At 68.0% G+C, this 25,916-nt stretch carries 22 protein-coding genes, 1 tRNA gene and 1 pseudogene; 14 read left to right on the top strand and 10 right to left on the bottom strand.

Annotated elements, in window-relative coordinates:
* Positions 1 to 57 precede the first annotated feature (57 nt).
* The 3 genes from ACFQRE_RS10230 (at position 58) to ACFQRE_RS10220 (ending at position 1,591) form a co-directional block, all read left to right on the top strand.
* Positions 58 to 804: a DUF3105 domain-containing protein gene (locus tag ACFQRE_RS10230; protein WP_380121860.1), complete on the top strand. Its 747-nt coding sequence runs from the start codon at positions 58 to 60 to the stop codon at positions 802 to 804.
* On the top strand, positions 801 to 1,454 hold the full coding sequence (locus tag ACFQRE_RS10225) for a DUF305 domain-containing protein (protein ID WP_380121858.1): 654 nt from the start codon (positions 801 to 803) through the stop codon (positions 1,452 to 1,454). The genes ACFQRE_RS10230 and ACFQRE_RS10225 overlap by 4 nt, the downstream gene beginning before the upstream one ends.
* Positions 1,455 to 1,501: 47 nt before the next feature.
* Positions 1,502 to 1,591 (top strand) — tRNA-Ser (locus tag ACFQRE_RS10220).
* Positions 1,592 to 2,112: 521 nt separating this feature from the next.
* Here the strand turns inward: ACFQRE_RS10220 and ACFQRE_RS10215 are convergent.
* Positions 2,113 to 2,724 (bottom strand): TetR family transcriptional regulator, encoded by a 612-nt coding sequence (locus ACFQRE_RS10215; protein ID WP_380121856.1) that lies wholly within the window; start codon positions 2,722 to 2,724, stop codon positions 2,113 to 2,115.
* Between the two features lie 79 nt (positions 2,725 to 2,803).
* Here ACFQRE_RS10215 and ACFQRE_RS10210 point away from each other — a divergent pair, with 79 nt between their 5' ends.
* Entirely contained in the window at positions 2,804 to 3,301 is a 498-nt protein-coding gene (locus ACFQRE_RS10210; protein WP_380121854.1) for a cupin domain-containing protein, read from the top strand.
* Between the two features lie 93 nt (positions 3,302 to 3,394).
* Here ACFQRE_RS10210 and ACFQRE_RS10205 read toward each other — a convergent pair whose 3' ends face one another.
* Positions 3,395 to 6,991: a TIM-barrel domain-containing protein gene (locus ACFQRE_RS10205; protein ID WP_380121852.1), complete on the bottom strand. Its 3,597-nt coding sequence runs from the start codon at positions 6,989 to 6,991 to the stop codon at positions 3,395 to 3,397.
* A 186-nt stretch (positions 6,992 to 7,177) separates the two neighbouring features.
* Here ACFQRE_RS10205 and ACFQRE_RS10200 point away from each other — a divergent pair, with 186 nt between their 5' ends.
* The 5 genes from ACFQRE_RS10200 to ACFQRE_RS10180 are packed head-to-tail and all read left to right on the top strand — an operon-like array spanning position 7,178 to position 11,916.
* A complete protein-coding gene (locus ACFQRE_RS10200; protein ID WP_380124228.1) occupies positions 7,178 to 7,567 on the top strand; it encodes an ArsR/SmtB family transcription factor in 390 nt (129 codons plus the stop codon).
* Positions 7,567 to 8,277, top strand: coding sequence for a cation diffusion facilitator family transporter (locus ACFQRE_RS10195; protein WP_380121850.1), 711 nt, complete (start codon positions 7,567 to 7,569; stop codon positions 8,275 to 8,277). The genes ACFQRE_RS10200 and ACFQRE_RS10195 overlap by 1 nt, the downstream gene beginning before the upstream one ends.
* Complete coding sequence (locus ACFQRE_RS10190) at positions 8,274 to 9,188, top strand: cation diffusion facilitator family transporter (protein WP_380121848.1); 915 nt, start codon at positions 8,274 to 8,276, stop codon at positions 9,186 to 9,188. Before ACFQRE_RS10195 ends, ACFQRE_RS10190 begins: the two co-directional genes overlap by 4 nt.
* A gap of 45 nt (positions 9,189 to 9,233) precedes the next feature.
* Positions 9,234 to 10,211 (top strand): TIGR03885 family FMN-dependent LLM class oxidoreductase, encoded by a 978-nt coding sequence (locus ACFQRE_RS10185; protein WP_380121846.1) that lies wholly within the window; start codon positions 9,234 to 9,236, stop codon positions 10,209 to 10,211.
* 10 nt (positions 10,212 to 10,221) lie between these two features.
* Positions 10,222 to 11,916 carry an alpha-amylase family protein gene (locus ACFQRE_RS10180; protein WP_380121844.1) on the top strand — a complete coding sequence of 565 codons (1,695 nt, stop codon included), beginning with the start codon at positions 10,222 to 10,224 and terminating at the stop codon, positions 11,914 to 11,916.
* 20 nt (positions 11,917 to 11,936) lie between these two features.
* Here the strand turns inward: ACFQRE_RS10180 and ACFQRE_RS10175 are convergent, their stop codons facing one another.
* Genes ACFQRE_RS10175 through tadA form a run of 3 tightly spaced genes read right to left on the bottom strand, consistent with a single transcriptional unit; the run spans position 11,937 to position 13,460 of the window.
* Entirely contained in the window at positions 11,937 to 12,386 is a 450-nt protein-coding gene (locus ACFQRE_RS10175) for a hypothetical protein (protein WP_380121842.1), read from the bottom strand.
* Between the two features lie 4 nt (positions 12,387 to 12,390).
* Positions 12,391 to 13,032 carry a DedA family protein gene (locus ACFQRE_RS10170; RefSeq protein WP_380121840.1) on the bottom strand — a complete coding sequence of 214 codons (642 nt, stop codon included), beginning with the start codon at positions 13,030 to 13,032 and terminating at the stop codon, positions 12,391 to 12,393.
* On the bottom strand, positions 13,029 to 13,460 hold the full coding sequence (gene tadA, locus ACFQRE_RS10165) for a tRNA adenosine(34) deaminase TadA (protein WP_380124226.1): 432 nt from the start codon (positions 13,458 to 13,460) through the stop codon (positions 13,029 to 13,031). The genes ACFQRE_RS10170 and tadA overlap by 4 nt, the downstream gene beginning before the upstream one ends.
* A 97-nt stretch (positions 13,461 to 13,557) precedes the next feature.
* Between tadA and upp the strand changes: the two genes are divergently transcribed.
* The 4 genes from upp to ACFQRE_RS10145 all read left to right on the top strand — a co-directional run bounded on the left by upp (position 13,558) and on the right by ACFQRE_RS10145 (position 16,962).
* Entirely contained in the window at positions 13,558 to 14,196 is a 639-nt protein-coding gene (upp, locus tag ACFQRE_RS10160; RefSeq protein WP_380121838.1) for a uracil phosphoribosyltransferase, read from the top strand.
* A gap of 188 nt (positions 14,197 to 14,384) precedes the next feature.
* Entirely contained in the window at positions 14,385 to 14,561 is a 177-nt protein-coding gene (locus tag ACFQRE_RS10155; protein WP_380124306.1) for a hypothetical protein, read from the top strand.
* Positions 14,562 to 14,563: 2 nt separating this feature from the next.
* Positions 14,564 to 15,457: a PH domain-containing protein gene (locus ACFQRE_RS10150; protein ID WP_380121835.1), complete on the top strand. Its 894-nt coding sequence runs from the start codon at positions 14,564 to 14,566 to the stop codon at positions 15,455 to 15,457.
* Complete coding sequence (locus ACFQRE_RS10145) at positions 15,454 to 16,962, top strand: amino acid permease (protein WP_380121833.1); 1,509 nt, start codon at positions 15,454 to 15,456, stop codon at positions 16,960 to 16,962. Before ACFQRE_RS10150 ends, ACFQRE_RS10145 begins: the two co-directional genes overlap by 4 nt.
* Before the next feature lie 109 nt (positions 16,963 to 17,071).
* Here the strand turns inward: ACFQRE_RS10145 and ACFQRE_RS10140 are convergent, their stop codons facing one another.
* From ACFQRE_RS10140 to ACFQRE_RS10130, 3 genes are all read right to left on the bottom strand, one after another.
* Complete coding sequence (locus tag ACFQRE_RS10140) at positions 17,072 to 18,055, bottom strand: hypothetical protein (RefSeq protein ID WP_380121831.1); 984 nt, start codon at positions 18,053 to 18,055, stop codon at positions 17,072 to 17,074.
* A gap of 139 nt (positions 18,056 to 18,194) precedes the next feature.
* Positions 18,195 to 19,577: a Re/Si-specific NAD(P)(+) transhydrogenase subunit beta gene (gene pntB / locus ACFQRE_RS10135; RefSeq protein WP_380121828.1), complete on the bottom strand. Its 1,383-nt coding sequence runs from the start codon at positions 19,575 to 19,577 to the stop codon at positions 18,195 to 18,197.
* Positions 19,578 to 19,581: 4 nt separating this feature from the next.
* The gene (locus ACFQRE_RS10130; RefSeq protein WP_380121826.1) at positions 19,582 to 21,141 is read right to left on the bottom strand and encodes a Re/Si-specific NAD(P)(+) transhydrogenase subunit alpha; all 1,560 of its coding nucleotides are present in this window, start codon (positions 21,139 to 21,141) and stop codon (positions 19,582 to 19,584) included.
* Positions 21,142 to 21,293: 152 nt separating this feature from the next.
* Between ACFQRE_RS10130 and ACFQRE_RS10125 the strand changes: the two genes are divergently transcribed.
* Positions 21,294 to 21,713: a hypothetical protein gene (locus tag ACFQRE_RS10125; RefSeq protein WP_380121824.1), complete on the top strand. Its 420-nt coding sequence runs from the start codon at positions 21,294 to 21,296 to the stop codon at positions 21,711 to 21,713.
* Positions 21,714 to 21,809: 96 nt separating this feature from the next.
* On the opposite strand, the gene ACFQRE_RS10120 is transcribed toward ACFQRE_RS10125, so the two are convergent.
* A complete protein-coding gene (locus ACFQRE_RS10120; protein WP_380121822.1) occupies positions 21,810 to 24,092 on the bottom strand; it encodes a sunset domain-containing protein in 2,283 nt (760 codons plus the stop codon).
* Between the two features lie 86 nt (positions 24,093 to 24,178).
* A pseudogene (locus ACFQRE_RS10115) lies at positions 24,179 to 25,831 on the bottom strand (AMP-binding protein).
* Between the last annotated feature and the right edge of the window lie 85 nt (positions 25,832 to 25,916).

The following is a 25,916-nucleotide window of genomic DNA, read 5'->3' as shown; positions in this document are numbered from 1 at the left end:
CATACAGGTGCATGAGTCACAATCTCTCGACATCGATCGATCTTTCAGGAGTGTCTCGTGGCCCCGTCCGGCAGTGGCAGCAAGAAGGTGCGCGCCAACCAGCGCAACACCTCCGACCGCGTTTCGCAGATGCGCAAGGAACAGCAGGCGAAGGACCGTCGCCGGCTGCTGATGATCTGGGGTGCGGCCGCCGTGACCGTCGCGATCATCGTCGGCGCAGTGACGTTCGCGATCATCCACAGCAACGCCAACAAGCCGAACCTGTCGGCCGTGAAGTCCTACAAGTACGACGCGGGCGCGCACACCAAGGACCCCGTCGCCTACAAGGAGTCCCCGCCCGTCGGTGGCGAGCACAACCCCGTGTGGCTCAACTGTGGCGTCTATGACGCACCGGTGCCCAAGGAGAACGCCGTCCACGCCATGGAGCACGGCGCCGTGTGGATCACCTACAAGCCCGACCTGCCGGCCGCGGACGTGGCGAAGCTCAAGGAGATCACTCCTGACACGTATGCCGTCCTGTCGCCCTACGAAGGTCTCACCTCGCCCGTCGTCATCTCGGCCTGGGGCAAGCAGCTCGCCCTCACCGGCGTGAACGACAACCGGCTCGAGGCCTTCATCAAGGAGTACCGCCAGGGTCCGCAGACGCCGGAGCCCAACGCGCTGTGCACCGGTGGCACCGACGGAACCGACGAGAACGCCACGCCTCAGACGCCGGGCGCGACGCCGAGCCCCTCGGCCACGCCGTCCACGTCCGTCTCCCCCTCGGGCTCTCCGTCGGCAACCCCCTCGCCGTCGAAGTCGTGACCGAGGCTCCCACGCAGGACCTGACGACCTCGTCCCGTTCCCGGGCCGAGGTCGTCGGTCTGTCGGTGCTCCTCGGCGTCATGTGCCTGCTGGCCGGACTCGTCCTCGGGTGGACGATGTTCGGTCGCGGCGGCTTCCCGTTGGACGGCTCGGCAGAAGCCGGCTTCTCGCGCGACATGCAGACCCACCACGGGCAGGCGGTCCAGATGTCGCTGCTCATCGCCGAGCGCACCGAGGACCCGGACGTACGCACCCTGGCCAACGACATCATGACGAGCCAGCAGGGCCAGGCCGGCCGCATGTCCGGCTGGCTCGAGGTGTGGGGGCTGTCCCCGACCGGCTCGGAGCCGCCGATGGCGTGGATGGGCTCGGACCACCACGGCGCCACGTCCCCTGCGGGCGAGTCCGATGCCATGCCCGGCATGGCATCGGTGACGGACATCGCCAACCTCACCGCCGCGCGTGGGGTCGATGCTGACCGGATCTTCCTGTCGCTGATGATCGCCCACCACCGCGGTGGCGTCGAGATGGCCGACGACGTTCTCGCACGCTCGGATCGCACGGAAGTCGTGACCTTGGCGCGCGCGATGAAGTCCGCCCAGACGTCCGAGATCGCGGTCATGGAGCAGATGCTCGCTGCAAAGCCCTGACGCTCCTCGATTTCACTCCTGCGGCGCCATTGCGTATTCTGCTTCGCGGTGGTGTGTCCGAGCGGCCGAAGGATCACGCCTCGAAAGCGTGTGAGGGTGAAAGCCCTCCGTGGGTTCAAATCCCACCGCCACCGCCACACGAAAGCCCCGAGTTCGCTCGGGGCTTTCGCATGCTCGGCCCGCGTGCCAAGGGACATGCAGTGGGTGCTGCGAGCACGCCGGCCCGTGCTCGGGACCACCCCTTTGGCAGCACCATTGCATGTCCATTAGCGCACTTTCGTTACCTGGTGAGAGCCGTCGGACAGGTACGAGGTGGCTCCGCCCACCGCCTGCCCGTGTGGCTCGGCCTGCGAGGCGGGTTTACGTGTCAACGGGCGGCACCGGCGCGCGAGCCCGGGCATGGAACAGCCCGCGGGCCTGTCGACCGAGCGAACTCGGTACGACGAGCGCAGGGGACGACCTGCACGGCCCACGGGCTGCGGTGAACTGCTGGGGATTGCGCCGGGCGGCGCTCCTCGAGCAGTCGAGGTGCGCTAGCGCGCAGTCACCTCACGCGTCCAATCAGAAATCACTTCGTGGACCACCTCCCATCTGTGTCCTTTGACGCTAGATCTGAGGTGGGCACCAGCGCAACACCTTTTTGCGTGGCAACCATCCGTCACTGCCCGGGGACGTGCCCCTCCATCGCCGACGCCAGCATGGAGCGGGCCGACCAGCGCATGGTGTCAGCGGCCTCGTCCCGGGTCTGCCCTGCAACGTCGGTCAACCAGACGAGCGCCTCGATGCCGATCGCGCTGCGGACGGCCAGGGCCACCCGTCGGACGCCGGCCTCACCCAGTTCGGCGTGCAGAGGCTCCAGCGCCTCGATGATCCACGGAATGATCCGCCCCTGCCGCAGCGGCAGTGCGGCCCGCACATCTGGGTCGGGATCGAGCGAGAGGCGCAGCATCGTGCGCTGCTGGACCTCGGTCGACCGGATCATCTGGATGACGCGGTCAACCACGAGATCGAGGCGTGCGCGGGGTTCGCTGGGCGCGTCGGCGTCCAACATCGACTCGACCCCCACCTCCGGATGGGCAGCGACGAGCAGCGCCACCCGATTGGGGAAATATCGGTATGCCGTGGTGCGCGAGACTCCGGCCGCGGCGGCCGCCTCCTCGACCCCGGGTGTCCGGCCGGCCGCGACGATCTCACGCGCGGAAGCGATGAGGGCCTCACGCGTGCGGCGCTTGAGATTGACGTATCCGCCCTGCTCGTAGGGGGTTGACATGAGCAACATGGTACGTCAGTCTCAAATTGGCACTGCGATCCCAATTACGGTGACACGGGCCACGGAGAGAGAAGGCGCCATGAGCGCACCGACCACGGCCACCACGCTGGTCCGCAACGTCGAGTCTGCCGAGAGGCGGTGGTTCGCCGGGGGCGGTGTTCATACCTGGCTGGCGAAGGCGCAGGACACCGGCGGCACCTTCCTCCTCTGCGAGATGACGATGGACCAGGGCAAGGCGACCCCGCTGCATACCCATCCGGCAGACGAGACCCTCATCGTCCTCGAGGGTGAGCTCGTCCTTCACCTCGACGGAGCTGAGCAGTCGGTGCGCGCGGGCGGTGTGGCCATCGCGCCGGCAGGCGTGCCCCATGCGTTCCTCGTGACCACCGGCCCCGCACGCATGTTGTGCCTTCACACGCCGGGCACCTGCGAAGCCTTCTACCTCGGCGCGAGCGAGCCGATCGATGCGATGACGACGACCGGCGTCGTCGACTTCGACCGCGTCGCGATGTCGGCCCGCGCGAATGGCGGCATCGAGCTCCTGGGGCCACCACCGTTCACGCAGCCCAGCGCCTGAACCCACCGACCCACACCGCACCAACGCCCGCACCGATGGTTGCGGGGGCGGCCATCGGTGCGGACGTCGTGGTGGTGCGGTGGGCTGCCCCCGTCAGTTGGCGGCCGCCGCCCACCGCTGGTTCGCGGCTGCAGTGTCGGTCGCCTGGACGACCTTGCCGTCCGCCGAGACCGTGAGCGACAGACCGCTGTGCTTGGCCTTGAAGGTCAGCCCGCCAGCGGCCTTGCTGATCACCCACTGCTGGTTGGGCGTGCCGCTGCACGTGTACTGCCCGACGCCCTGCCCACTCGTTGTCGAGCTGTAGGGGACGTCGGCGCACAGTCCGGTGCCGGCGTTCTTGAGCTGGTAGGTCGTCTCGTCGGCGTTCTGGGTCACCACCCACTTCTGGTCGGCGTCCGTGCTGGGCGCCGCGACGATGAGCTGGCCGAGCTCCTGATCGGTCGCCTGGAGTGCCTTGCCACCGGTCGTGATCGCGTACTGCCCGTTGGCGATCGGCGGCGGGATGACCTCTTCGGTGCCGACGGCCATCCCGAACACATGCACCGCCGAGTTGGCCGGCAGCGTCACCGCGACGACGTCCTTGGCGGGGTCGATGCGCAGCGTCTTCGTGTAGAGCCGGTACTCGGTCGTCGGGTAGGCCGGGCCAGTGGGCGTGTTCTTGCCCTTGGTCACCACGGCGATCTTCGAGCCGAAGCTGTCCGTGGCGAGGCAGCACCAGTTCGGCAGTCCGAGGACGCCCGTCGTGACCGTGCCGTCGGCGTAGTGCACCGTGGCCGACCCTGATGCCGAGCCACTCGTGCCCGTACCGAGGACGGCGAGCGCGTTGCCTTTGCCCTCCAGTGCGATGGTCTCGCCCGTGGAGGCGACGTTGTTCTTGGTGCCCGGCTGGGCGTCCGGCCAGGTGAACGAGAAGCCGTTGGCCGCAACGGTTGCGCCGGGGGTCACGCCCTTCTCCGCCAGTCGCTCGGCGAGGAAGCTCGACCCGCCGCCGTCGATGTTCCCCGGTGTGGGGTCGGCCGATGCGGTCACGCCGACGTTGTTGAAGGCGTCGGCCAGCTCGCCGAAGGCGAGCGTGGTGCTCGCCCGATCCGTGATCGTGCGACTGACGTCGCGCGCCGTGTATGCCGTGGTGCCGGTGAGCTCGCGCGTTCCGGCTTTCGCCTCGGCGGGCGGAGTCACGGTGAAGTTGGCCGTGAATGCCGCACCATCCTTGACGGCCGTGGCCGTGGTCGGGCCGGCAGCCTTGACGGCCCACCCGGCAGGTGCCGTGATGGAGGTGGTGGTCACGTCGACAGGCTTGCCGGTGTTGTTGGTGAAGACGGTCTTCACCGGCGTGGACTCGCCCGACACCGAGATGCGCGGCACCTGGAGGTCGAGGGTGACATCACGTTCCTGCGGGTGCGATCCACCCACGGCTCCGGCGCCGGTGATGCGAACCGAGGACGCGGATCCCGTTGCAAGAGAGGGAGTCTTGACCCTGATGACGCCCGTGGCGGTGTCGTAGAAGTAGCCCGATGCCGCGGTCTTGAGAGCGTCCGCGGACGCCACCGGCTTGAGGGCGGTCGAGCCGACGGTCACCCCGTCGGGGGCTGCGTCCGTGTGCACGGACAGGCCGTAGTGTCGCGAACCCGGCTTCCCGGCATACGAACCGTTGAGGGCGCCGAGCGCGATGGTGACCGGTCCACGTCCGGTGACCGGAGCGGTCACGTCGAAGCGCTGCGTCGCGGACTGACCCGCGGCGTGCGACTGCGAACGTCCGTCGTCCTCGTAGTTGGTGAACGTCGAGGTGCCGGAGGGGTAGACGTCGAGGTCGAGCTGGCCGGCGTCCTTGCCGTCCTTCCAGTCCATCGTGCCCTCGGGGAACATCGGCACGACGGCACCGGCGCGCACGAACATCGGCAGGGTGTCGAGCGGCGCCTTGTGGCCGTCGATGGTCTGGCCGCCCTGGTAGCTCCGGCCGGTCCAGTAGTCGACCCACTGGCCCTTGGGCAGGTAGATGTCGTCACGCACGGACGTGTCCGAGTAGACGGGCGCGACGAGGAAGTCCTTGCCGGCGAGGAACTCGTACTTCGCCGCGTCACCCCAGGTGTTGGGGTCCTGCGGGTACTCGAGGTAGAGCGGGCGGGTGGCGCCGACGCCGTCCTTGGTGGCGTTCATCGTGTGCGTGTAGAAGTAGGGCAGCAGTCGCTCGTGCAGCATCATGTACTTGCGGTTGATGCTCGTGAACGGCTCGCCGTAGCGGTAGGGCTGCTTGTCGCTCGCTGCCCAGCCACTCATGGCGTAGGTCATCGGCAGCATCATCTTCCACTGCAGGTCGCGCGCATAGGTCTGTGCGCTGCCGCCGAAGATGCCGTCGACGTCTCCGGTGGTGACGTGCTGGCCCGACATCGTCGATCCGGCGTAGGTCGGGATCTGCCAGCGGATGTAGTCCCACGTCCCGCTCTGGTCACCGGACCAGGGGATACCGCAGCGCTGCGTGCCGGCCCACCCCTCGACGGTGACGACGGTGGCGCGGTCGGTGCTGTTCTGCTCGATGCCGTCGCGCGACTTCTCGCAGGCGTCGAGCGCGAAGCGGTAGCCGGGGCCCACCCAGGCGACGTCGGTCTTGCGAACGCGCACGCCTGCCTCCACCTCGGACTCCTGGTTGGTCAGGTCTCGCTGGGTCCACAGGCCGAGCTCGGCGCCGTTGGCGTGGAGCATGTCGCCGGTCTCGGGCAGGTCCTCGTAGTCACAGTTGTAGCCGTCGTTGACGAGCATCCAGCCGAGGGGAAAGCCGTTGTCCTTGTAGCCCTTGGCGATCGCCGTGGAGTCGCGCAGGGTCTCGCGCTCACCGCGGTTGGCGTTGTGGAGGTAGCAGTCCGCGTCGCCCATCTCGAGCGCGTACATGGGCAGCGCGATGGGGCGACCGGTCAGTTCAGTCAGACCGTTGATGACCTGCTTGGCGTCACCGACGAAGTAGTAGGCGTCGAAACGCTGCTCGTCGTGCGTCGTCTTCACCGGCGCGTGGAAGTCGTAGGTGCCGGGAGCAAACGTGTTGCGCAGGACGCCGTAGCCCCTGCTCGACACGTAGAACGGCGAGGCGTTGGGGTTGCCGCCGTCGTTCCAGTTGTAGTCGCGCGAGATCGCGATCTCGGAGTCGCGGTGGCTGAAGCGGCCGTTCTGCATGCCTCCACCGAAGAACTGCTCGGTCGTGCCCTGCTTGAGGCTCTGCGTCGTGCCCGAGTCGTTCCACGACAGGGGCGCCGTCTCGTCCCACAGCGGCGTGCCGTCAGCCTTGGCGAGGTGGAGCGTGATCGGGGACTTCGTGATCGTCAGCCTGGCGGCGCCGGTCGTGATCTCGTATGCCGTCGCGCTCTCCTTGACGGTCGAGTGCGCTCCCGCGTAATCCGTCTTGACGACGATGTCGGCGTCGGGGGCCGCGGGGTCGGTCGGGTCCTCGTTGGCAGGGTCGGTGAAGGTGCCGTCGGGCGCCACCTCGACGCGCAGGAGGTCGTTGTCCTCCGCGACCACGCGCAGAGCAGAAGTCCCGGAACGCACCGTGTAGGTGTCGCCCGCCTGGGCGAACGACGTGATGTTGCCGAGCTGGCCGGTGGCCGCTTCAGCGCTGGCCGGCACCGCGACGAGCCCGGCGAACGCCACGGCTCCGGCGGTGGCCAGAGCGAGCAGCTGCCCACTTCGTTGACTGAACATGATCGTTTTGCCTCCATAAAAGACAGATTCGAGCGCGATTGACGGCGACGTTAGCGCCAGTTGTCGCCATGGCGCCAGAGTCCGGAGGGTTTTTGTTTGGTCAAGTGCGCCGAACGGTCGGAGCTCTGGCGTGATGCGGCAGGCGCTCGAGACATCGATTCGAGCCGCTATCATCGCTACATGGCGATGATTGATGAGCACGTGACCACGGAGCCCGGCAGATCAGCGGGGGCTGGTCTCGGCGACGTCGAGGACGCCGGCGCCCACGCCGCAGCGTGCCTCTTCCGCGCCATGGGTGACCCCGGCCGAGTGCGTCTCCTGCAGCACCTGCTGCTCGGCGAACATCGCGTCGTCGAGCTCACCGGCCACCTGGGCCTGGCCCAGTCGACCGTCTCCCAACACCTCGCGTGTCTGCGCGAGTGCGGGCTCGTCACGTCGCGCGCCGTCGGTCGCTCGTCTGCCTACTCGCTGACCCACCCCGAGCTGGTGACCCGGACCTTCGCCGCCGCAGAGGAGCTCCTCGCGGCCACGGGAGACGCCGTCACTCTGTGCCCCACGTCCGGGATCGAATCGTGATGACGCAAACCATCCAGTTCTCCCAGAACGGCGTCCGGCGAGCCACCCTCATCCGTCGAGCCCGGCTTCTCGCCGGTGCCACCGTTGCCTACAACGTGGTCGAAGGAGTCATCGCCATTGCTGCCGGGCGAACGGCGAACTCCTCGGCGCTCGTGAGCTTTGGTCTCGACTCCTTCGTCGAGGTCGCCTCCGGACTCATCGTCCTCTGGCAGTTCCGACACGTCCTCCCCGAGACCCGTGAGCGACTCGCGCAACGCCTCATGGCGGGAGCGTTCTTCGTCCTCGCTGCCTATGTGGCCGTCGACGCAGTGCGCGTCCTGCTCGGGTCGCACGGGGCCGACGCGTCACCGGTCGGCGTGGGCCTGGCCATCGTGTCGCTGCTCGTCATGCCGTTCCTCTCGGGCGCCCAGCGCGCAACGGGGCGCGCGCTCGGATCCGGGACCGTCGTCTCCGACTCGAAGCAGACGATGCTCTGCACCTACCTCTCCGCGGTGCTCCTCGTCGGGTTGCTCGCCAATGCCACCCTCGGCTGGTGGTGGGCCGACCCTCTCGCCGGTCTGGTCATCGCGGCGGTTGCGGTGCGCGAGGGACTCGAGTCGTGGCGCGGCGACGCCTGCTACAGCCCGTCACTGCCGAGTGCGAGCGTAAGCGCGGACGTCAGCGCGGGCACCTGCGACGACGCCTGCTGCGGGACGGAGGCATCCCGATGAGCGGGCACTCGCACTCACATGCACCCTCGGCCGGGAGCGCCGGCGCGACTCACCGCTGGCGCCTGCAGGTCGCTTTCGGCCTCATTGCCGCTTTCTTCGTCGTCGAGCTCGTCACCGCCGCGACCTCCGGCTCGCTCGCGCTCCTCAGCGACGCGGGCCACATGGCTGCCGACGTGGTCGCTCTCGGTGCCGCACTTGTCGCGACCCGGGTCGCCGGCCGCCCCGATCCGACCGGGCGTCGGACCTTCGGTTCCTATCGCGCCGAGGTCTTCGCCTCGGGACTCGCCGTGCTCCTCATGCTGGGCGTCGCGGCATACATCGTCGTCGGTGCGGTCCAGCGTTTCGGCGAGGAGATCACTGTCGCCACGGGACCGATGCTCGTCGTCGGCATCCTTGGCCTCGTCATCAATCTCATCTCGCTCACGCTGCTCCGGGGCGGCGCAGCGGACTCCCTGAACGTCAAGGGCGCCTACCTCGAAGTCGTCGCCGACACCCTCGGTTCTGTTGGCGTCATCGCGGCCGCGATCCTGGTCTCCCTCACCGGAAACCCGTTGTGGGACACCGCGATTGCTCTGGCAATCGCCGCCTTCGTCGCCGTGCGCGCGGTCATGCTCGGGCGCGAAGTGCTCGCCGTGCTCGGTCAACATGCACCCGGCGACATGGACCCGGACGACGTCGCCCGCACCCTCGCCGACGTCCCCGGGGTCACCAACGTCCACGACCTCCACGTGTGGACACTGACGTCGGGCATGAACGTCGCCACGGCCCACCTCGTCGTCCGTGAGGCCACCGACCCCCACGACGTCCTCGACCGCGCCCGACAGGTGATGCGCAGTGAGTTCGGCGTCGAGCACGCCACCCTCCAGGTCGAGCCCGACACCCACACCGGCTGCCATGAGATCACGTGGTGACGTCGACGGCTGGTGCCCGGGTCCCTGGTGTGGTGTCGTGAGGGGATGACTCGATACGGCTTCCACGCCTCGCACGAGCAGATCAGCCCTCGTCAGCTGCTGACCGACGTGCAGCACGCCGAGCAGGCCGGGTTCGCGATGGCCATGTGCTCGGACCACTTCTCCCCGTGGAGCACCCGGCAGGGTCACAGCGGCTACACGTGGTCGTGGCTGGGCGCCGCGCTCGCGACGACGAACCTCACGATCGGCTGCGTCAGCGCCCCGGGCCAGCGCTACCACCCTGCGGTGGCTGCCCAGAAGATCGCGACCCTGTCGCAGATGTTCGAGGGCCGCTTCTGGGTGGCCCTCGGCAGCGGTGAGGCGAGCAACGAGCACATCACCGGTGACCGGTGGCCACGCAAGGACCTGCGCGACCAGAGGCTCGACGAGTGTGTCGACGTCATCCGGCGGCTCCTCGCCGGCGACGAGGTGAGTCATGACGGGCTCGTCACGGTCGACCGGGCCAGACTGTGGGATCTGCCCCGGACGGCGCCAAAACTCATCGCTCCGGTGGTGTCGGTCGAGAGCGCCGCCCGGGTCGCGGCATGGGCGGACGGGCTCATCACCATCGTCCAGCCCGAGGACCAGCTGCGACGGATCATCGAGACCTATCGCGAGGCCGGGGGTCGGGGGTCGCTCTCGCTGCAGGTCCACCTCAGCTGGGCGCAGAGCGAGCAGGCCGCTGAGGACATTGCCTGGGACCAGTGGCGCAGCAACGTCATCGGGGCACCGGTGGCCTGGGACGCCGAGACTGCGGAGGCCTTCGACGCCATCGGTGAGCAGGTCACCCTCGACGCCGTGCGCGCAGCGGTGCAGGTCTCATCCGACCTCGGGGAGCACCGGGAGCGCCTCGATCGCCTTGCCGCCGTGGGGTTCGACGACATCTACCTCCACCACGTCGGCCAGGAGCAGCGTGCCTTCATCGACGCCTTTGGTAGCGAGGTCCTTCCCGGGCTGGCCGGCCACCACGACTCACGAGCCTGAGGAGACGAGCATGCGTATCACCGACACCAGCGACCAGTGGTGGAAGACCGCCGTCATCTACTGCCTGGACGTCGAGACGTTCTATGACTCCGACGGCGACGGGATCGGCGATCTCCGCGGGCTGGCCCAGCGTCTGGACTACCTTGCCGAGCTCGGAGTCACGTGTCTGTGGCTCATGCCCTTCTATCCGAGCCCGCAGCGTGACGACGGCTACGACGTCATGGACTTCTACTCGGTCGACCCCCGGGTCGGCACCAGCGGCGACCTTGTCGAGGTCATCCGCACCGCGCACGACCGCGGGCTGCGGGTCATCGCCGACCTCCTCGTCAACCACACCTCGGACCAGCACCCGTGGTTCAAGGAGGCCCGGCGCAGCAAGGACTCCCCCAAGCGCGACTGGTACGTCTGGCGCGCCGACGCACCACCGGACACGAGCGACCAGGTCGTTTTCCCCGACCAGGAGAAGGGCATCTGGAGCCTCGACGACAAGACCGGGGAGTGGTACCTCCACCACTTCTACGCCCACCAGCCCGACCTCAACGTCGCCAACCCGGACGTCCGGGACGAGATTGCCCGGATCGCCGGCTACTGGCTCGAGCTCGGCCTCGACGGGTTCCGCGTCGACGCCGTGCCGTTCTTCGTCGAGGACATTGAGACCGATGACCTCGGTGCCGTCATGCAGCCGCACGCGCTGCTCAAGAACCTGCGCGCCTTCATCAACCGCCGCAACGGTTCGGCGATCATGCTCGGTGAGGTCAACCTGCCGCACAAGGAGCAGCGCAAGTACTTCGGCGGGGACGCCGGCGACGAGCTGCACATGATGTTCGACTTCATCGGGATGCAGAAGCTCTATCTCTCCTTGGCACGCGAGGATGCCCGCCCCCTCGCCAAGGCGCTGAAGGACCGTCCCGCCATCCACCGGAGCTGCCAGTGGGCGACGTTCGTCCGCAACCACGACGAGCTCACCCTCGACAAGCTCACGGACAAGGAGCGCGGAGAGGTCTTCGCCGCGTTCGGGCCCGAGCCCGAGATGCAGATCTATGGGCGGGGCCTCAAGCGCCGGCTGCCGCCGATGCTCGACGGTGACCCTCGCCGCGTCAAGATGGCCTACAGCCTCCTCTTCTCGCTCCCCGGCACACCGACCCTCTTCTACGGCGAGGAGATCGGCATGGGCGAGGACCTTGCGGGCGAGGGGAGGATGGCGGTCCGGACCCCGATGCAGTGGTCCGAGGGCCCCACGGGTGGTTTCTCCACCGCGTCGCCGCGCAAGCTGGTCCGCCGCCTCGCTCCCGACGGTTACGCCCCAGAGCACGTCAACGTCGTGGCCCAGCGCGCCGACCCGGACTCGATGTGGAGCTTCATGCGCCACCTCGTGCAGACCTACCGCGCGTGTCCGGAGCTGGGCTGGGGTGAGTTCTCCGTCCTGCCGCAGCCGAACAGGCAAGTGCTCGCGCACCTGTGCTCGACGGGCGAGGCGGCCGTCGTCGCGGTGCACAACTTCGGGCCCGACCCGGTCACCGTCTCGGTGGACCTGTCCGGATGGTCCCAGGCGGACGAACGGTCCGAGTTGGGCGATGTGACCCTGACCGACCTGTTGGCCGGGGGCGAGGTCGTGCCCGACGACGGCTCCCTCGAGGTCTCGCTCGACGGCTACGGCTACCGCTGGCTGAGGATCAGGCCGGCCGGCGACCTGCGCATCCCCTGACGTCAGGCGGCGGCCGCCGCTCACGACTCCAGGTCGGGTCGCCCGTCCAGGCGGGCTTCGATCCCATCCAGCCCTCGCAGGATCATTGCGCCGTAGCCGTCATCCGCCAACGCGGCGACCCCCGCCCGTCCAAGTGCGAGCTCGCGGCGTGCGTCGTCGTGTCGTCCTTGCCGGAGATAGCCGTCGGCGAGGTTGAGGTGCAGGCTGGGCGCGAAACCGGCTGCTCCGGGCACCCCGATCGGTTCCAGATCTGCGTCCCGCACGTCCTGGAAGGCAGTCCAGGAAGCTTCGTCCCACGCCACCTCGGAGTCGATCGAGTCCTGCACGTCCGCGAGGAAGTGCGCGATCACACAGCGCTGCGCAGGATGATCTGTTCGTTCCCACAGGCCCGTCAGGCGTGAGCGGGCCGACTCACGATCGCCCGTCTGCGCGAAGCCGACCACCTCGAGAACCTCGTCCCACTCGAGCATCGGGTCAGGCGTCCGCCGGCTCGGATTCCGCTGCCGCAGCGGTGGCGCGGGCGGTTCGTCGCCGCCAGAGCCAAGCCACGACCACCCCGAACGCCACGAGGCACAGGAGCACCGCACCGACCGTGCCGAACCAGGTGACGACCTGCTCATAGGACTTGCCGGCCGCGTAGCCCGCGAGCACGCTGCCCGCCGCCCAGGACCCGGCACCCAACAGGTCCCACGCGAGGAACTTGCCGTACGGCATACCCGAGATCCCCGCGAGCGAAGGCATGACGGAACGGACGAAGGGTGTCCACCGACCCACGAACACGGCCGGCCCACCACGCAACCGCAGGCGCGCCTCGGCCCCGGCCAGACGTTTGCGGCGCCCCGGGTTCGACACGCGACGGTGCAGCCGCGGACCGACGCGACGCCCCACGGCATACCCGACGTTGTCCCCGATGATCGCGGAGGCGAGCACGACGAGGAGCACCGTGACGAGAGAGGTGCGACCCAGGGCCGCAGCAGCCCCGGCCAGGACGGCCACGGTTTCGCCGGGCATCACCATGCCGACCAGGAGGGCGCACTCGCAGAACACGACCAACCCGGCGACGGTGAGGATGATCCACGGGTCCTGGTCGAGCAGGGTCTCGAGGAGATCGATCATCGGCGCTCCGCAAAGAAGTCGAGCAACAGTTGCGACGCCTCGACCTCGAGGACTCCACCGACGACCTCGATCCGGTGGGTCGCGCGCCGATCACGCACGACATCCCAGACCGAACCGGTCGCGCCGAGCTTGGGGTCCCAGGCGCCGAGGACGATCCGCGAGATCCGCGCCAGCATGGCCGCGCCGGCGCACATGGGACACGGCTCCAGCGTCACGACGAGCGTGCAGTCCTCAAGGCGCCACGACCCGGTATGCCGTGCGGCCGCCCGCAGTGCCACGACCTCGGCGTGCGCTGTGGGATCGGCGTCCACTTCGCGCAGGTTCCAGCCCTCGCCGATGACCGTGCCACTTGGGGCGAGGACCACGGCGCCGACCGGGACATCCCCGGCGGTTGCGGCGCGCGAGGCGAGGTCGAGGGCGCGACGCATGGGCGCGGCATACTCCTCGCGCAGCGGCGCCGAAGGCGGAGCGGATGGTGTGCCGGACGCGGGTCCGGAGGTAAGGCTCACACGCTAAGTTTCACCCATGCGCGTTCACGTTGCCGACCACCCGCTCATTGCCCACAAGCTGACCTACCTGCGGGACAAGCGGACGGACTCCCCCACCTTCCGCCGTCTGGCCGAGGAGCTCATGACACTGCTCGCCTATGAGGCGACGCGGGACGTGCGGGTCGAGCCCTTCGACATCGAGACTCCGGTGGCCCCGACGACGGGCATCAAGCTGTCCAACCCCAAGCCCCTCATCGTGCCGATCCTGCGTGCCGGGCTGGGCATGCTCGAGGGCATGGTGCGCCTGCTGCCGAGCGCCGAGGTCGGGTTCCTCGGCATGCAGCGCAACGAGGAAACGCTCGAGGCAATCACCTACGCCAACAGGCTCCCTGACGACCTCAAGGGCCGTCAGGTCTATGTCCTGGACCCGATGCTCGCGACCGGTGGCTCGATGATCGACGCCATCAGGTTCCTGCTCGAGCGCGGCGCCGACGACATCACGGCGGTCACCCTGCTCGCGGCACCCGAGGGCATCGCGGCCATGGAGAAGTCGTTGGCGCAGGTCGACGTGCCCGTCCAGCTCGTGACCGGGTCGATCGACGAGAAGCTCAACGAGCTCGGCTACATCGTGCCGGGCCTGGGCGACGCGGGCGATCGGCTCTACGGCGTCGTCTGAGCCCCGCAGGACAGGGCCAGGACAGGGCCAGGACAGGCCCAGGACAGGCCCAGGACTGACGGCACGACACGCGGGACGACACGCCGGAGCCAACCTCACGAGTCACACCAGTCACATCCGCCATCATGAGTGCTGCAATGTGTAGTCCTCGTGCGCGCCCGCACGGGATCTGACGAGAGAGAGCAGTCGTGTCCATGCCCCCGGTCAAGAAGATCGTCATGTGGCTCGTGGTCATCTTTCTGCTCTATGCCATCTTCACCTCTCCCAATGACGCCGCGGACATCGTCGGCAGCGCGTGGGATGTCGTCAGCAACGCGATCAAGAACATCGGTGAGTTCTTCGACTCCTTGATCGCCCGGAGCTGACCTTGGCGGCCGGGCGCCTCGACCGCGAGCTCGAGCGCTACCTGGTCCCGGGCGAGCGCGTCGTCACGGTCGTGCGGCAGCACTGGTTCTCGCAGCTGCGCCCCATCGCCGCGTTCGTCGGGCTTCTCTTCCTCGCGACCTACGTCGAGGCCGAGTCACCCCAGACGCGCTCCGGCGCGATGCTCGCAAACTTCTTCTGGTATGCCGCGTTGGCCGGCGGTGCGTACCTCCTGTGGCGCTACCTGAACTGGCGCCACGACTGGTTCATCGCGACCGACAAGCGCTTCCTGCTCTTCTACGGCTTCATCCGCCGCAAGGTCGCGATGATGCCGCTCATGAAGGTCACCGACATGACCTTCGACCGCTCGATCATGGGCCGGATCATCGGCTACGGCACCTTCCTCCTCGAGTCTGCCGGTCAGGACCAGGCCCTCTCCCGCATCGAGTACGTCCCCAACGCCGACGACCACTACAAGGCGATCTGCACCGTCCTCTTCGGATCCGACGCACCGCACGATCCCGAGGACGGGTGGGACGACGATGACGACGAGCTCGACGGTCCCGACGACGGCGGCTCTGGTGGCCGGGGCGGTCGAGGCGGTCGAGGGGGTCGGGGTGGCCCCACCAGCGGCCCGGGCGATGCCTACGACGACGGGTGGCAGGACGGCTGGGACGACCCCCACGGATGGCGCGACTACCTCCGGCGAGACGGGAGCGGGTCGGGGGCGGACGGCATACGCAGTCCCATCCGTGAGTGGAATGAGACGCCCGAGACGCTCTACCGGAGCTCGGATCTCGTGCGGTCGACGCGCCTGGAAGACACGGGGGAGATCCCGGTCATAAGGTCATGGCCAGCACCACGCTCCGGTCGACCACGACGAAGGAATTCGCGATGAACATCATGAGGACGAAGTCGATCGAGCAATCGATCCGGGAGACCGACGAGCCGGAGTTCCAGCTCAAGAAATCGCTCGGGTGGATCGACCTCACGGTCTTCGGCATCGGTGTCATCATCGGCGCCGGCATCTTCACCTTCACGGGCAAGGCTGCGCAGGCGTATGCCGGGCCCTCCATCGTCATCTCCTTCGCCGTCGCGGCGGTCGTGTGTGGTCTCGCGGCGCTCTGCTACGCCGAGTTCGCCTCGACCGTGCCCGTGTCCGGGTCGGCCTACACGTTCTCCTACGCCTCGCTCGGCGAGATCGTCGCGTGGATCATCGGCTGGGACCTCCTGCTCGAGCTCGCGCTCGGCGCCGGCGTGGTGTCGCAGGGGTGGTCGCAGTACGCGAACCTGCTGCTCACCGACGCGGGGATCCACCTGCCCGATGCGTTGGCGCCCAAGACCCTCGACAACCCCGGCGGCCAGTTCAACATCCTGGCGTTCGTGCTCATCGTGGCCCTGACCGGACTCGTCGCCTGGGGCATCAAGGAGTCGATGCGGGTCAACCTCGTGCTCGTCGCCATCAAGCTCTTCGTGGTGCTGTTCGTCATCTTCGCCGGGCTGGCCTACATCAAGTCCTCGAACTACAGCCCGTTCATCCCGCCAGCCCAGGCGGGCGCGGCGACCGAAGGCATCCACCAACCGCTCATCCAGTGGGCCTTCGGCTTCACGCCGAGCACCTATGGCGTCGGCGGCATCTTTGCTGGCGCGTCCATCGTCTTCTTCGCCTACATCGGGTTCGACGTCGTCGCGACCACCGCCGAAGAGGCCAAGAACCCCCAGCGTGACCTGCCCATCGGCATCATCGCCTCGCTCGTCATCTGCACGGTGCTCTACGTCGCCGTGGCGTTCGTCATCACGGGCATGGTCAAGTACGACAAGATCGACCCGTCGGCAGCGTTGGCCAGTGCCTTCGCCGACGTCGGGAAACCCGGCTACGGCACGATCATCTCGGCGGGCGCCGTCGCCGGTCTGACGACGGTCGTCATGACGCTCATCATCGGCGCGACCCGCGTCGTGTTCGCCATGGCCCGTGACCGCCTCCTGCCGCCGTCACTGGCCCGCACCAACCCCAAGACCGGCACCCCCGTGCGGATCACGATCATCGTGGGCCTCATCGTCGCCGTCATCGGGTCGTGGCTCGGCAACCACATCAACCTCGAAGAGATGGTCAACATCGGCACCCTGTCGGCGTTCGCGCTGGTGTCGCTCGCGGTGCCGATCCTGCGCAAGAAGCGCCCCGACCTCAAGCGGGCGTTCACCGTCCCGTGGTCGCCGTACCTGCCGATCTTCGCGGCGCTGTCCTCGGTCTACCTGATGATGAACCTGTCGCTGGAGACCTGGATCCGCTTCCTCATCTGGATGGCGCTCGGCTTCGTCATCTACTTCTCCTACGGCTACCACCGCTCGCGGCTGTCGGGCAAGGCGCGCGAGGGCGACGTCCCGAGCATGACCTCCACCTGACCCGGTCAGCGCCGCCATCGCGCTGCTGACGCGTCCCGCCCAATCGAGATAGACCGACACGCTGCGCGCGAGTGACTGCGCCCAGCGTGTCGGTCTATCTCGACTCACCTCACGCCAGATTCAGGTCCGAATCTGGCACGCCCAGCTCCCGACCCAGGCGACGCAACATGGCGATCCGCTTGGGGCGGGTGTAGACATCGCCGGCAAAGATCTCGACGAAGGTCCAGCCCTCGTCCTCGGCCAGATGTCGCCTGGCCACATCCACGGCACGTTGGCGGATCTCCTTGTGGTGCTTGCCCTGGTACTCGCCAATGACGCGTTGCTCCCGCCAGACGAAGTCCCCCTCGAGCATCCATCCGGCACCTCCGTCCACAGCCCCCTCGCCGGCCCCGTCTTCGAACTCCACACTGACGTTGAGTTCCGGCGCTGGCAGGCCACCCCGGTGGAACATCAGTCGGGCCCGTGTCTCCATGGGCGACTTGGACTTGGGTGAGATCAGCGTCAGCGCCTCGACCAGAACCTTCTTGCCCCGAGGCCGAACTCGTGACATCAGCGCGGAACGCAGGCAATCGATGCCATGCCTGTCGCCGCGCGCCTCACCCTCACCCATCCCTTCGTCGAGCCTGCGTGCCACGACGTCGCCCGCGACCACGAGGTCGTCGAGGTCCAGCCCTCTCTTCATGACTTCACCCAGATCGACCCAGGTCTCAGCGAGACCGGTGACGGGGAGTCCACGCAGGCGGACGGCCTCGCGCGTCTCGAGCCCTCGATGCCCGATGCACCCCGGCCTCTGGATGGGACCCACACCAGACCGGCACATCACATCGAGATCGACCTGATTCTCAAGCCCGCGCGGAAGCGGCAGTTCGGCGAGTTGAGCTCCCGTGATGTGTGAGAAGGCAACGTCCTCGGGGAGGGCCACCAGAAATGCTGCAGCCCGGGCCGCCAGAGTCTCGGGCAGCTCGGTCACACGAGCCCCTCGCGTGGGGATGAGCATGCCCTTTCGGCGCAAGTCCTGCGCCGGCACGCCGAGTGCCCGAGCCGCAGTCGTCGAGAAGGGCCCGGTCGTCAAGGCGTCCGGCAAAGGTTCCATCGAGAGGGAGCATCCTCGATCGGCGGAATCTGGCCGTGGAGTTATCCCCAACGCGAGTCGAGATAGACCGACACGCTGCGCACCTCAATGGGCCCACAGCGTGTCGGTATCTCGAGTCATCGAGCTTTCGAGTCGGGGCTCAGAGGGCGGTGAGGATGTCGGTGACGCGGTCCTTAGCGTCGCCGAACAGCATCTGCGAGTTGTCGCGGAAGAACAGCGGGTTCTGCACGCCGGCATACCCCGTGGCCATCGACCGCTTGAAGACGATGACGTCCTTGGCGTTCCACACCTGGAGCACCGGCATCCCGGCGATCGGCGAGGTCGGATCCTCGGCGGCCGCCGGGTTCACCGTGTCGTTGGCGCCGATGACCAGCACCACGTCCGTCGACGGGAAGTCGTCGTTGACCTCGTCCATCTCGAGCACGATGTCGTAGGGCACCTTGGCCTCGGCGAGCAGCACGTTCATGTGCCCGGGCAGGCGACCAGCAACCGGGTGGATGCCGAAGCGCACGTCAACACCCTTGTCCCGCAACCGCTTCGTCAGCTCGGCGACGGGGTACTGGGCCTGAGCCACAGCCATGCCGTAGCCCGGTGTGATGATGACTGACGACGCGTCGCGCAGGAGCTCGGCCACACCCTCGGCGGTGACCTCCCGGTGCTCGCCGTAGTCCTTGTCCTCGCCGACCACGACGGTCTGGCCGAAGCCACCGGCGATGACCGACACGAACGAGCGGTTCATGGCCTTGCACATGATGTAGCTGAGGATCGCACCCGAGGCACCGACGAGGGCACCCGTGACGATGAGCAGGTCGTTCCCGAGCATGAAGCCCGCTGCGGCCGCAGCCCACCCGGAGTACGAGTTGAGCATCGACACGACGACGGGCATGTCGCCGCCACCGATCGACGCCACCAGGTGCCAGCCGAAGCCCAACGCGATGGCCGTCATGATGATCAGCGGCACGATTGAGTGCGACTGGATGTACCAGCCGAGCAGCAACGCCGACACGACGAGCGCGGTCAGGTTGAGCCAGTGGCGCGCGGGCAGCATGAGCGGGGTCGACTTGATCCGCGCCGACAGCTTGAGGAACGCGACGATCGAGCCGGTCAGCGTCACCGCACCGATGAAGACCCCCAGGAACACCTCGACCGAATGGATCGTGTCGGAGCTCTCGCCCACAGTGAGGTGCGAGTTGATGCCGACCAGCACGGCCGCCAACCCCACGAACGAGTGCAGCATCGCGACGAGCTCGGGCATCTGGGTCATCTCGACCTTGCGCGCCCGCCACAGACCGATGGCCGCACCGATGCCCATGGCCAGAGCGATGAGCAGCAGCGTTGACAGGGCGTGCGGCGACCGCGACAGGGTGAGCCAGATGGTCGCGCCCAGGGCGATGACCATGCCGGTCACGCCGAACGCGTTGCCCTCCTTGGCCGACTCGTGCCTGGACAGACCCGCGAGGGAGAGGACGAAGAAGACGGCAGAGACGATGTATGCCGCAGAGACGATGTTGCTGATAGCCACCGGTTCAGTCCTTCCGGAACATCTCGAGCATGCGGCCGGTCACAGCGAAGCCTCCGAAGATGTTGATGCTGGCGACGAGGATCGCGAGGAACGCGAGGGTCTTGACGACCATGTCGTCAGAGTCGATCTGCAGGAGCCCACCGACGACGATGATCCCGCTGATGGCGTTGGTCTCGGCCATGAGTGGCGTGTGGAGGGCGTGCGACACGTTGGAGATGACATAGAAACCGACGATCACGGACAACGCGAACACCGTGAAGTGTCCGAGGAAGACCGCGGGTGACGCCGAGGCGATGAGCGCGAAGACCAGGGCCCCGATGGCCATCCAGAGGTACTTCATCCGCGGGTCGCGCAGTTTCTTGGGCTCCTTCGCCGCAAGGGCTGCAGCCGCAGCCGCACCCGCCTCCTTCCCGTCGGTCGCGGGGGCAGCGGAAACCTGCACCGGAGGCGGAGGCCACAGCACCTCCCCCTCGTGGACGACGGTCATCCCCCGCTGGACCTGGTCCTCGAGGTCGAGGGTGAAGTTGCCGTCCTTCTCGGGCGTGACGAGCTTGAGGAGGTTGACGAGGTTGGTGCCGAACAGCTGCGAGGCCTGGGTGGGCAGACGCCCCGGCAGGTCGGTGTAGCCGAGGATCGTGACGCCACCGTCGGTGACGACCTTCTGGTCGGCGACGGAGCCAGCGACGTTGCCACCATTGGCTGCTGCCATGTCGACGATGACCGAGCCCGGCTTCATCGAGGCCACCATCGCCTCGTCGAGCAACCGCGGCGCGGGTCGACCCGGGATGAGCGCAGTGGTGATGACGATGTCGACGTCCGCAGCCTGCGCGGCATACAGCTCCGCGGCCTTGCGATTGAAGTCCTCGCCGGTCTCCTTGGCGTAGCCGTCACTACTGGGAGACGAGTCGGAGCCGTCCGGAAGTTCTATCCGGAGGAACTGCGCGCCCATCGACTCGACCTGTTCGGCGACCTCGCTGCGGGCATCAAAGGCGCGCACGACGGCGCCCAACGAGCCAGCAGTGCCGATGGCGGACAGACCCGCGACACCAGCACCGATGACGAGCACCTTGGCCGGCGGCACCTTGCCCGCCGCCGTCACCTGACCGGTGAAGAACGACCCGAACTCGTGGGCCGCCTCGATCACCGCGCGATAGCCGCCGATGTTGGCCATGGATGACAGGACGTCGAGGGACTGGGCCCGCGAGATGCGGGGGACCGCGTCCATCGCGAGCGCCGTCACGCCACGCTCCGCGAGCCCCGCAACCAGCTCGGGCTTGAGCGCCGGCGACAGCAGACTCACGAAGGTCTGACCGCTCCGCAGCCGCGCCAGCTCCTCGGCCGACGGCGCGTTGATCTTGAGGATGATGTCGGTGTTCCACACCTCGTCGCCCACGACATCGGCGCCGGCCGCGGCATACGCGTCGTCCTCGAACGTCGCGCGGCGACCCGCACCCGACTGGACGAACACGGCATACCCGAGTCCGATGAGCTGCTCGACAGTCTTGGGGGTCGCGGCCACGCGGGTCTCGCCGGCCATCGACTCCAACGGCACACCGATGCGCACAGGAGACCTCCTCGTCCAGGGACAGACATACGACCGCGAACCTACTAGGACGACCCCGTCCGCCGCTCCTGATGTGACTCCCACAACGGCGCCGTCCCGTTCCTCGGTCCTCAAACCACCGCTGCGGCCACTGCCTTGGCTACGGTCATGCCATGGATGACACGAAGCTGTGGCTCATTGGCGCCCTCGCCCTCGTGATCGTCGTGGCGGCCCTCATCTGGGTGCTGCGGCAGCGCGGCGAGGCGACGTCGTCCGTGTCACCTCACGACTACGGAGCCCCTGAGGTCACCGTCACCGGTCAATCCGGGGCCAGCGGCCTCACCTTCGGGGGCGGCGAGTCAGATGACGTCGTCGTGGACCAGACCGTGCCGCGCAGCCGACTCGGCGGCGCCGGGTGGCGCGATGGTGACACCGTCCCACCGCAGAAAACCACCGATGCGTATGCCGGTGAGTCCCGTTCCTGGGACCACGACGAGTCCGCGATCGCCCCCGAACCGGCCCAGGAGCACCACGTCGAGGTCGACAACACCGGACCCCGTCCGCCGACGGACGAGCGCGGCGGTCATTGGTGACTCGCTGAAAACGACTTCGTGCCCCTGACGGACACAGCCCGTTGGGCCGAAGGCCTCCCATGCTTTGTCCGTCAGGGGCACGAAGTCGAGGTGTGCTCAGCCCTCGGACGGGGTGAAGCCGGCGCGGCGAGCCGCCTCTTCGTCGTAGAACCACACGTCCGGCTCGGCCGAGTCGTAGCCGTTGGCGCCGGGGACACGGAACGTTTGCGTGTCGTTGTACGCCTGCACCGGGTGGTCGGCCGGCTGTGCGCGGTCCTCAAGTGGCGCGGCCGAGCCGACACCGAAGCCGCCGTCGCGGATTTCGTCGACACCGGAGATGCGGCGGCTCCCACCACCGTCGTCGCCGGAAGCTGTGCTCTCGTCGGCACCTTCGCCGCCGGAGTGGTCGGACGCGGTGTTGTCGGACGCGGTGTTGTCGGACTCGCGTTCGACGGTCTCGTCTGACACAGACTCGTCAGCGGACGAATCGGCGGTCGCGGACTCGTCGTCGAGGGTGTTGATGCGATCCGTGCCGTCCGGCCAGTGGGTGGCGTCTCCGCCATCGGTGCTGGCGTCGGCGCCTGTGTCGGACGTCGCTTCGGCATCGACGGGCGCGTCGCTGTCTGCGCCGGGTGCGTCGTCGGTGGCGACGGAGGTGTCGCCGTCCTCCCAGGTCTCCTCCGTTGTCGGCTCCTGCGCTGCCACGTCTTCGGTCGCGACCTCGTCAGCCGGCGGCTCCTCGGTTGCCGCCTTGTCGGAAACCACGGCGTCGTCGGCGACCGTGACGTCCTCATCGACGACGTCGTCGCGCGACCCGTCGTAGGCCGAGGAGTCCTCGGATTCCGTCACCCGGTCAGCAGCAGCTTCGTCAGTCGGAGCGGCCGACTCTGCGGGCAGCGGCTCGGTCGAGGCGTAGTCCTCGATGTCGCCGATGATCGCGGTGTCACCAGCCTCTGCGGACTCGGTGGGCTCCACCGTCTGGGCTGACTCGGTGGTGTCCCACGTCTGGGTGGTGGGCTCAGCCTCAGCCGCCCCGTCTTCGGTCGCGACGTCGTCACCGGACGGCTCCTCGGCTGCCACCTCGTCGGTTGTCACGTCCTCGTCTCCGAGGTCATCGCGCGATCTCTCGTAGGTCGATGCCGACGCGTCCTCGGTGTCGACGGCCTCATCGTCAGCAGCCTCATCGGCGATCGGCCCATCAGTCGCCGCAGCCGACTCGGCGGGCAACGGCTCGGTCGAGGCGTAGTCCTCCACGTCGTTGATGATGGTCATGTTGCCGTCGGACTGCTCGGTCGAGTCGTTCGTGGCAGTGGTGTTCGTGCCGTCGGCCGTGCCGTCAGCCGTGCCGCTCGTGTCCGTCATGTCGGTCCTTTCGGTGGTGTCGGTGGTGTCGGTGGTGTCGGTCGAGTCCCATTCCCCGATGGTCGGCTCCTTGCGGGACCACTCGGCGTCGGTCGGCTCGGTCGCCCATCCGGTCTCAGTCGAATCCCAGTCCGTCGTCGCGGGCTCGGAAACCCCCGGCTCCTGCGCGGAGGGCGCGTCCCACCGGGAGGCCGGCTCGTCAGCCGACTCCTCGGCGAGGGGCTCGTTGTCGGCGTAGTCGGCGCCCGACGCGAGGCGCGCGGCCTCGTCGTCGGTCACGTTGCCGCGGGTCGCGGCATACGCGCTTCCGATGGCGGCGGCCCCGGCACCGGCGGCCGCAGCTCCAGTACCCCAGGCGCCACGGTCACGCTCCGGCTCGGCCTCGACGACGGGCTCGGCGTCGTGCGCGGACTCGCCAACCGGCTCGGAGATGGGCTCGGGTTCCGACTCGGCCCGGACCGGTGGCTGGAATGTCAGGTGCTCCGGCGGGCTGGCCGGTGGGGCGGACAGAGCCGCCGGGACGGGCAGGTGGACGCGGGTCTCCGGCTCAGCCGACGACGGCTCAGCGGAGAACGGCTCAGCAGCCGGCACGGGAGCGTGGACGCGGGTCTCGTCGAGCGGACGGACGTCGTCATCCAGGTCCTCGGGGAGTGGGCGCGGGTCGCCCTCGGCGACCTCGACGTCCGGGTCGATCTCGTCGGCCCGACGGAGTTCGGCGTCATGGGCCAGTCGGGCGCGCCCGAGCTCCTCCTGGTGGCGGCGGGCCTCCTCCTCGACCCGCTGGGCCTCACGGGCGCTCTCCTCTGCCTGGCGCGCGCGCTCCTCGGCCTCCTGACGGGCGAACGAGGCGCGCTCGTCGGCCTGCTGGGCGAACGTCTCCTGGCCGCGGATCGCCGCACCGCGCTCCTCCGCGGCGGCCCGGATGCTGGCGGCTTCCGCTCGCTGCTCGTCCAGCTGACGCTGCTTGCCCCTGGAGATGAACCACCAGATCAGGAAGAGCAGGGCAAGGATGACCAGAGCGCCGATGAGGTACTTCATGGGAGGTGTGCTCCTGACGTTGACGTCGAGTGCGACAGCACCCGCTACTGCCCCCAAACTACCGTCGGACCTGCGCGTATGGGCCGTCACCCAGCGGCAGTATCTGACCCCTTGTCGAGGCCCAACTCGGACACCGTGATCTCGCGCATCTCGACCTTGCGGACCTTCCCGGTCACGGTCATGGGGAAGTCCTCGACGATGCGGACGTAGCGCGGCACCTTGTAGTGCGCCAGCTTCCCGGTGGCGAACTCACGCAGCGACTCGGCGGTGAGCGGCTCGGCGCCCTCGCGCATCCGGATCCACGCGGCGAGCTACTCGCCGTACTTGTCATCCGGCACCCCGATGACCTGGGCGTCGACGATGTCGGGGTGCGTGTAGAGGAACTCCTCGATCTCACGGGGGTAGATGTTCTCGCCACCGCGGATGACCATGTCCTTGATGCGGCCGGTGATCTGGAGGAAGCCGGCGTCGTCCATCACCGCAAGGTCGCCCGTGCGCATCCAGCCGTCGACGAGCGCCTCTGCCGTCTTGTCGTCCTGGCCCCAGTAGCCGAGCATCACCGAGTAGCCCTTGGTCCAGAACTCACCCGGCTCACCGTGCGGGAGCGTCTCGAGGGTCACCGGGTCGACGATCTTGACCTCGAGGTGCGGACCCACCTGACCGACGGTACCGACCTTGCGATCGAAGTCGTCGTCGGTGCGGGTCTGGGTCGACACCGGAGACGTCTCCGTCATGCCATAAGCGATCGTCATCTCGTCGATGCCCGCGGCGATGAGCTTCTTCATCAGCTCGGCAGGGCAGGGCGAGCCCGCCATGATCCCGGTGCGGACCGTGCTGAGGTCGTAGTCGCTGATGTTCGGCAGGGCCCACTCCGCGATGAACATCGTCGGCACGCCATAGAGGCTGGTGCACTTCTCCTCGGCGGTCGCGGCGAGGGTGAGGTTCGGGTCGAACCCGGGTGCCGGGATCACCATGCAGGCACCGTGACTGGTCGCCGCGAGGTTGCCCATGACCATGCCGAAGCAGTGATAGAAGGGCACGGGGATGCAGATCCGGTCGACCTGCGTGTAGCCGCAGATCTCGCCGACCATGTAGCCGTTGTTGAGGATGTTGCGGTGACTCAGGGTCGCACCCTTGGGGAATCCCGTTGTGCCAGAGGTGTATTGGATGTTAATGGCGTCATCCGGCGACAGCCCCGAACCGATGAGCTGCAAGCGTTCGTCGCTCACTCCGTCAGCGCGCGCCACGAGGTCGTCCCAGCTCTGCTGCCCGATGACCCATACGTGCTCGAGGTCAGGGCAGTCGACACGGACCTCGTCGATCATGGAGACGTAGTTCGAAGCCTTGAACGACTCCGCCGAGAACAGCCCGCGGATCCCGGCCTGCCCGAGGACGTATCGGAGTTCATGCAACCGGTATGCCGGGTTGATGTTGACGAGGATGACGCCCGCCTTCGCGGTGGCAAACTGCACGACGGTCCACTCCGCACAGTTGGGAGCCCAGATCCCGACGCGATCACCCTTCTTGAGGCCCACGGCGACCAGCGCCCTGGCGAGCCGGTCCACGTGAGCGCCGAACGCGGCATACGTCCACCGCAGGCCCTGGGCGCAGTCAACCAGCGCCTCACGCTCGCCGTGGGCCGTGATCGTCGCATCGAGGTTGGCGCCGATCGTCTGCTCAAGAAGGGAAGGCTCCGTCGGGCCGGTGGCGTGGGAGAGGGATGGGTCAACGGTGGTCATGAGTGGTTCAGTCCTTCTTGCCGAGTGCCTTGCGGATCCAGTTGCGGCTGCTTGCCATGACAGTCCCTCTACGTCGGTGTCCGGT

This window comes from Knoellia pratensis, assembly GCF_042666395.1.
In the GTDB taxonomy this organism is placed as follows: Bacteria; Actinomycetota; Actinomycetes; order Actinomycetales; family Dermatophilaceae; genus Knoellia; species Knoellia pratensis.
Note: the sequence above shows the minus strand (reverse complement) of the source record. Positions and strands in the feature narration are given on the sequence as shown.

Coding starts and splice junctions, on each gene's coding strand:
- ACFQRE_RS10215 (WP_380121856.1), bottom strand. CDS start 2,724: ATGTCAACCCCCTACGAGCAGGGCGGATACGTCAATCTCAAGCGCCGC.
- ACFQRE_RS10210 (WP_380121854.1), top strand. CDS start 2,804: ATGAGCGCACCGACCACGGCCACCACGCTGGTCCGCAACGTCGAGTCT.
- ACFQRE_RS10205 (WP_380121852.1), bottom strand. CDS start 6,991: ATGTTCAGTCAACGAAGTGGGCAGCTGCTCGCTCTGGCCACCGCCGGA.
- ACFQRE_RS10200 (WP_380124228.1), top strand. CDS start 7,178: ATGATTGATGAGCACGTGACCACGGAGCCCGGCAGATCAGCGGGGGCT.
- ACFQRE_RS10195 (WP_380121850.1), top strand. CDS start 7,567: ATGACGCAAACCATCCAGTTCTCCCAGAACGGCGTCCGGCGAGCCACC.
- ACFQRE_RS10190 (WP_380121848.1), top strand. CDS start 8,274: ATGAGCGGGCACTCGCACTCACATGCACCCTCGGCCGGGAGCGCCGGC.
- ACFQRE_RS10185 (WP_380121846.1), top strand. CDS start 9,234: ATGACTCGATACGGCTTCCACGCCTCGCACGAGCAGATCAGCCCTCGT.
- ACFQRE_RS10180 (WP_380121844.1), top strand. CDS start 10,222: ATGCGTATCACCGACACCAGCGACCAGTGGTGGAAGACCGCCGTCATC.
- ACFQRE_RS10175 (WP_380121842.1), bottom strand. CDS start 12,386: ATGCTCGAGTGGGACGAGGTTCTCGAGGTGGTCGGCTTCGCGCAGACG.
- ACFQRE_RS10170 (WP_380121840.1), bottom strand. CDS start 13,032: ATGATCGATCTCCTCGAGACCCTGCTCGACCAGGACCCGTGGATCATC.
- tadA (WP_380124226.1), bottom strand. CDS start 13,460: ATGCGTCGCGCCCTCGACCTCGCCTCGCGCGCCGCAACCGCCGGGGAT.
- upp (WP_380121838.1), top strand. CDS start 13,558: ATGCGCGTTCACGTTGCCGACCACCCGCTCATTGCCCACAAGCTGACC.
- ACFQRE_RS10145 (WP_380121833.1), top strand. CDS start 15,454: ATGAACATCATGAGGACGAAGTCGATCGAGCAATCGATCCGGGAGACC.
- ACFQRE_RS10140 (WP_380121831.1), bottom strand. CDS start 18,055: ATGGAACCTTTGCCGGACGCCTTGACGACCGGGCCCTTCTCGACGACT.
- ACFQRE_RS10125 (WP_380121824.1), top strand. CDS start 21,294: ATGGATGACACGAAGCTGTGGCTCATTGGCGCCCTCGCCCTCGTGATC.
- ACFQRE_RS10120 (WP_380121822.1), bottom strand. CDS start 24,092: ATGAAGTACCTCATCGGCGCTCTGGTCATCCTTGCCCTGCTCTTCCTG.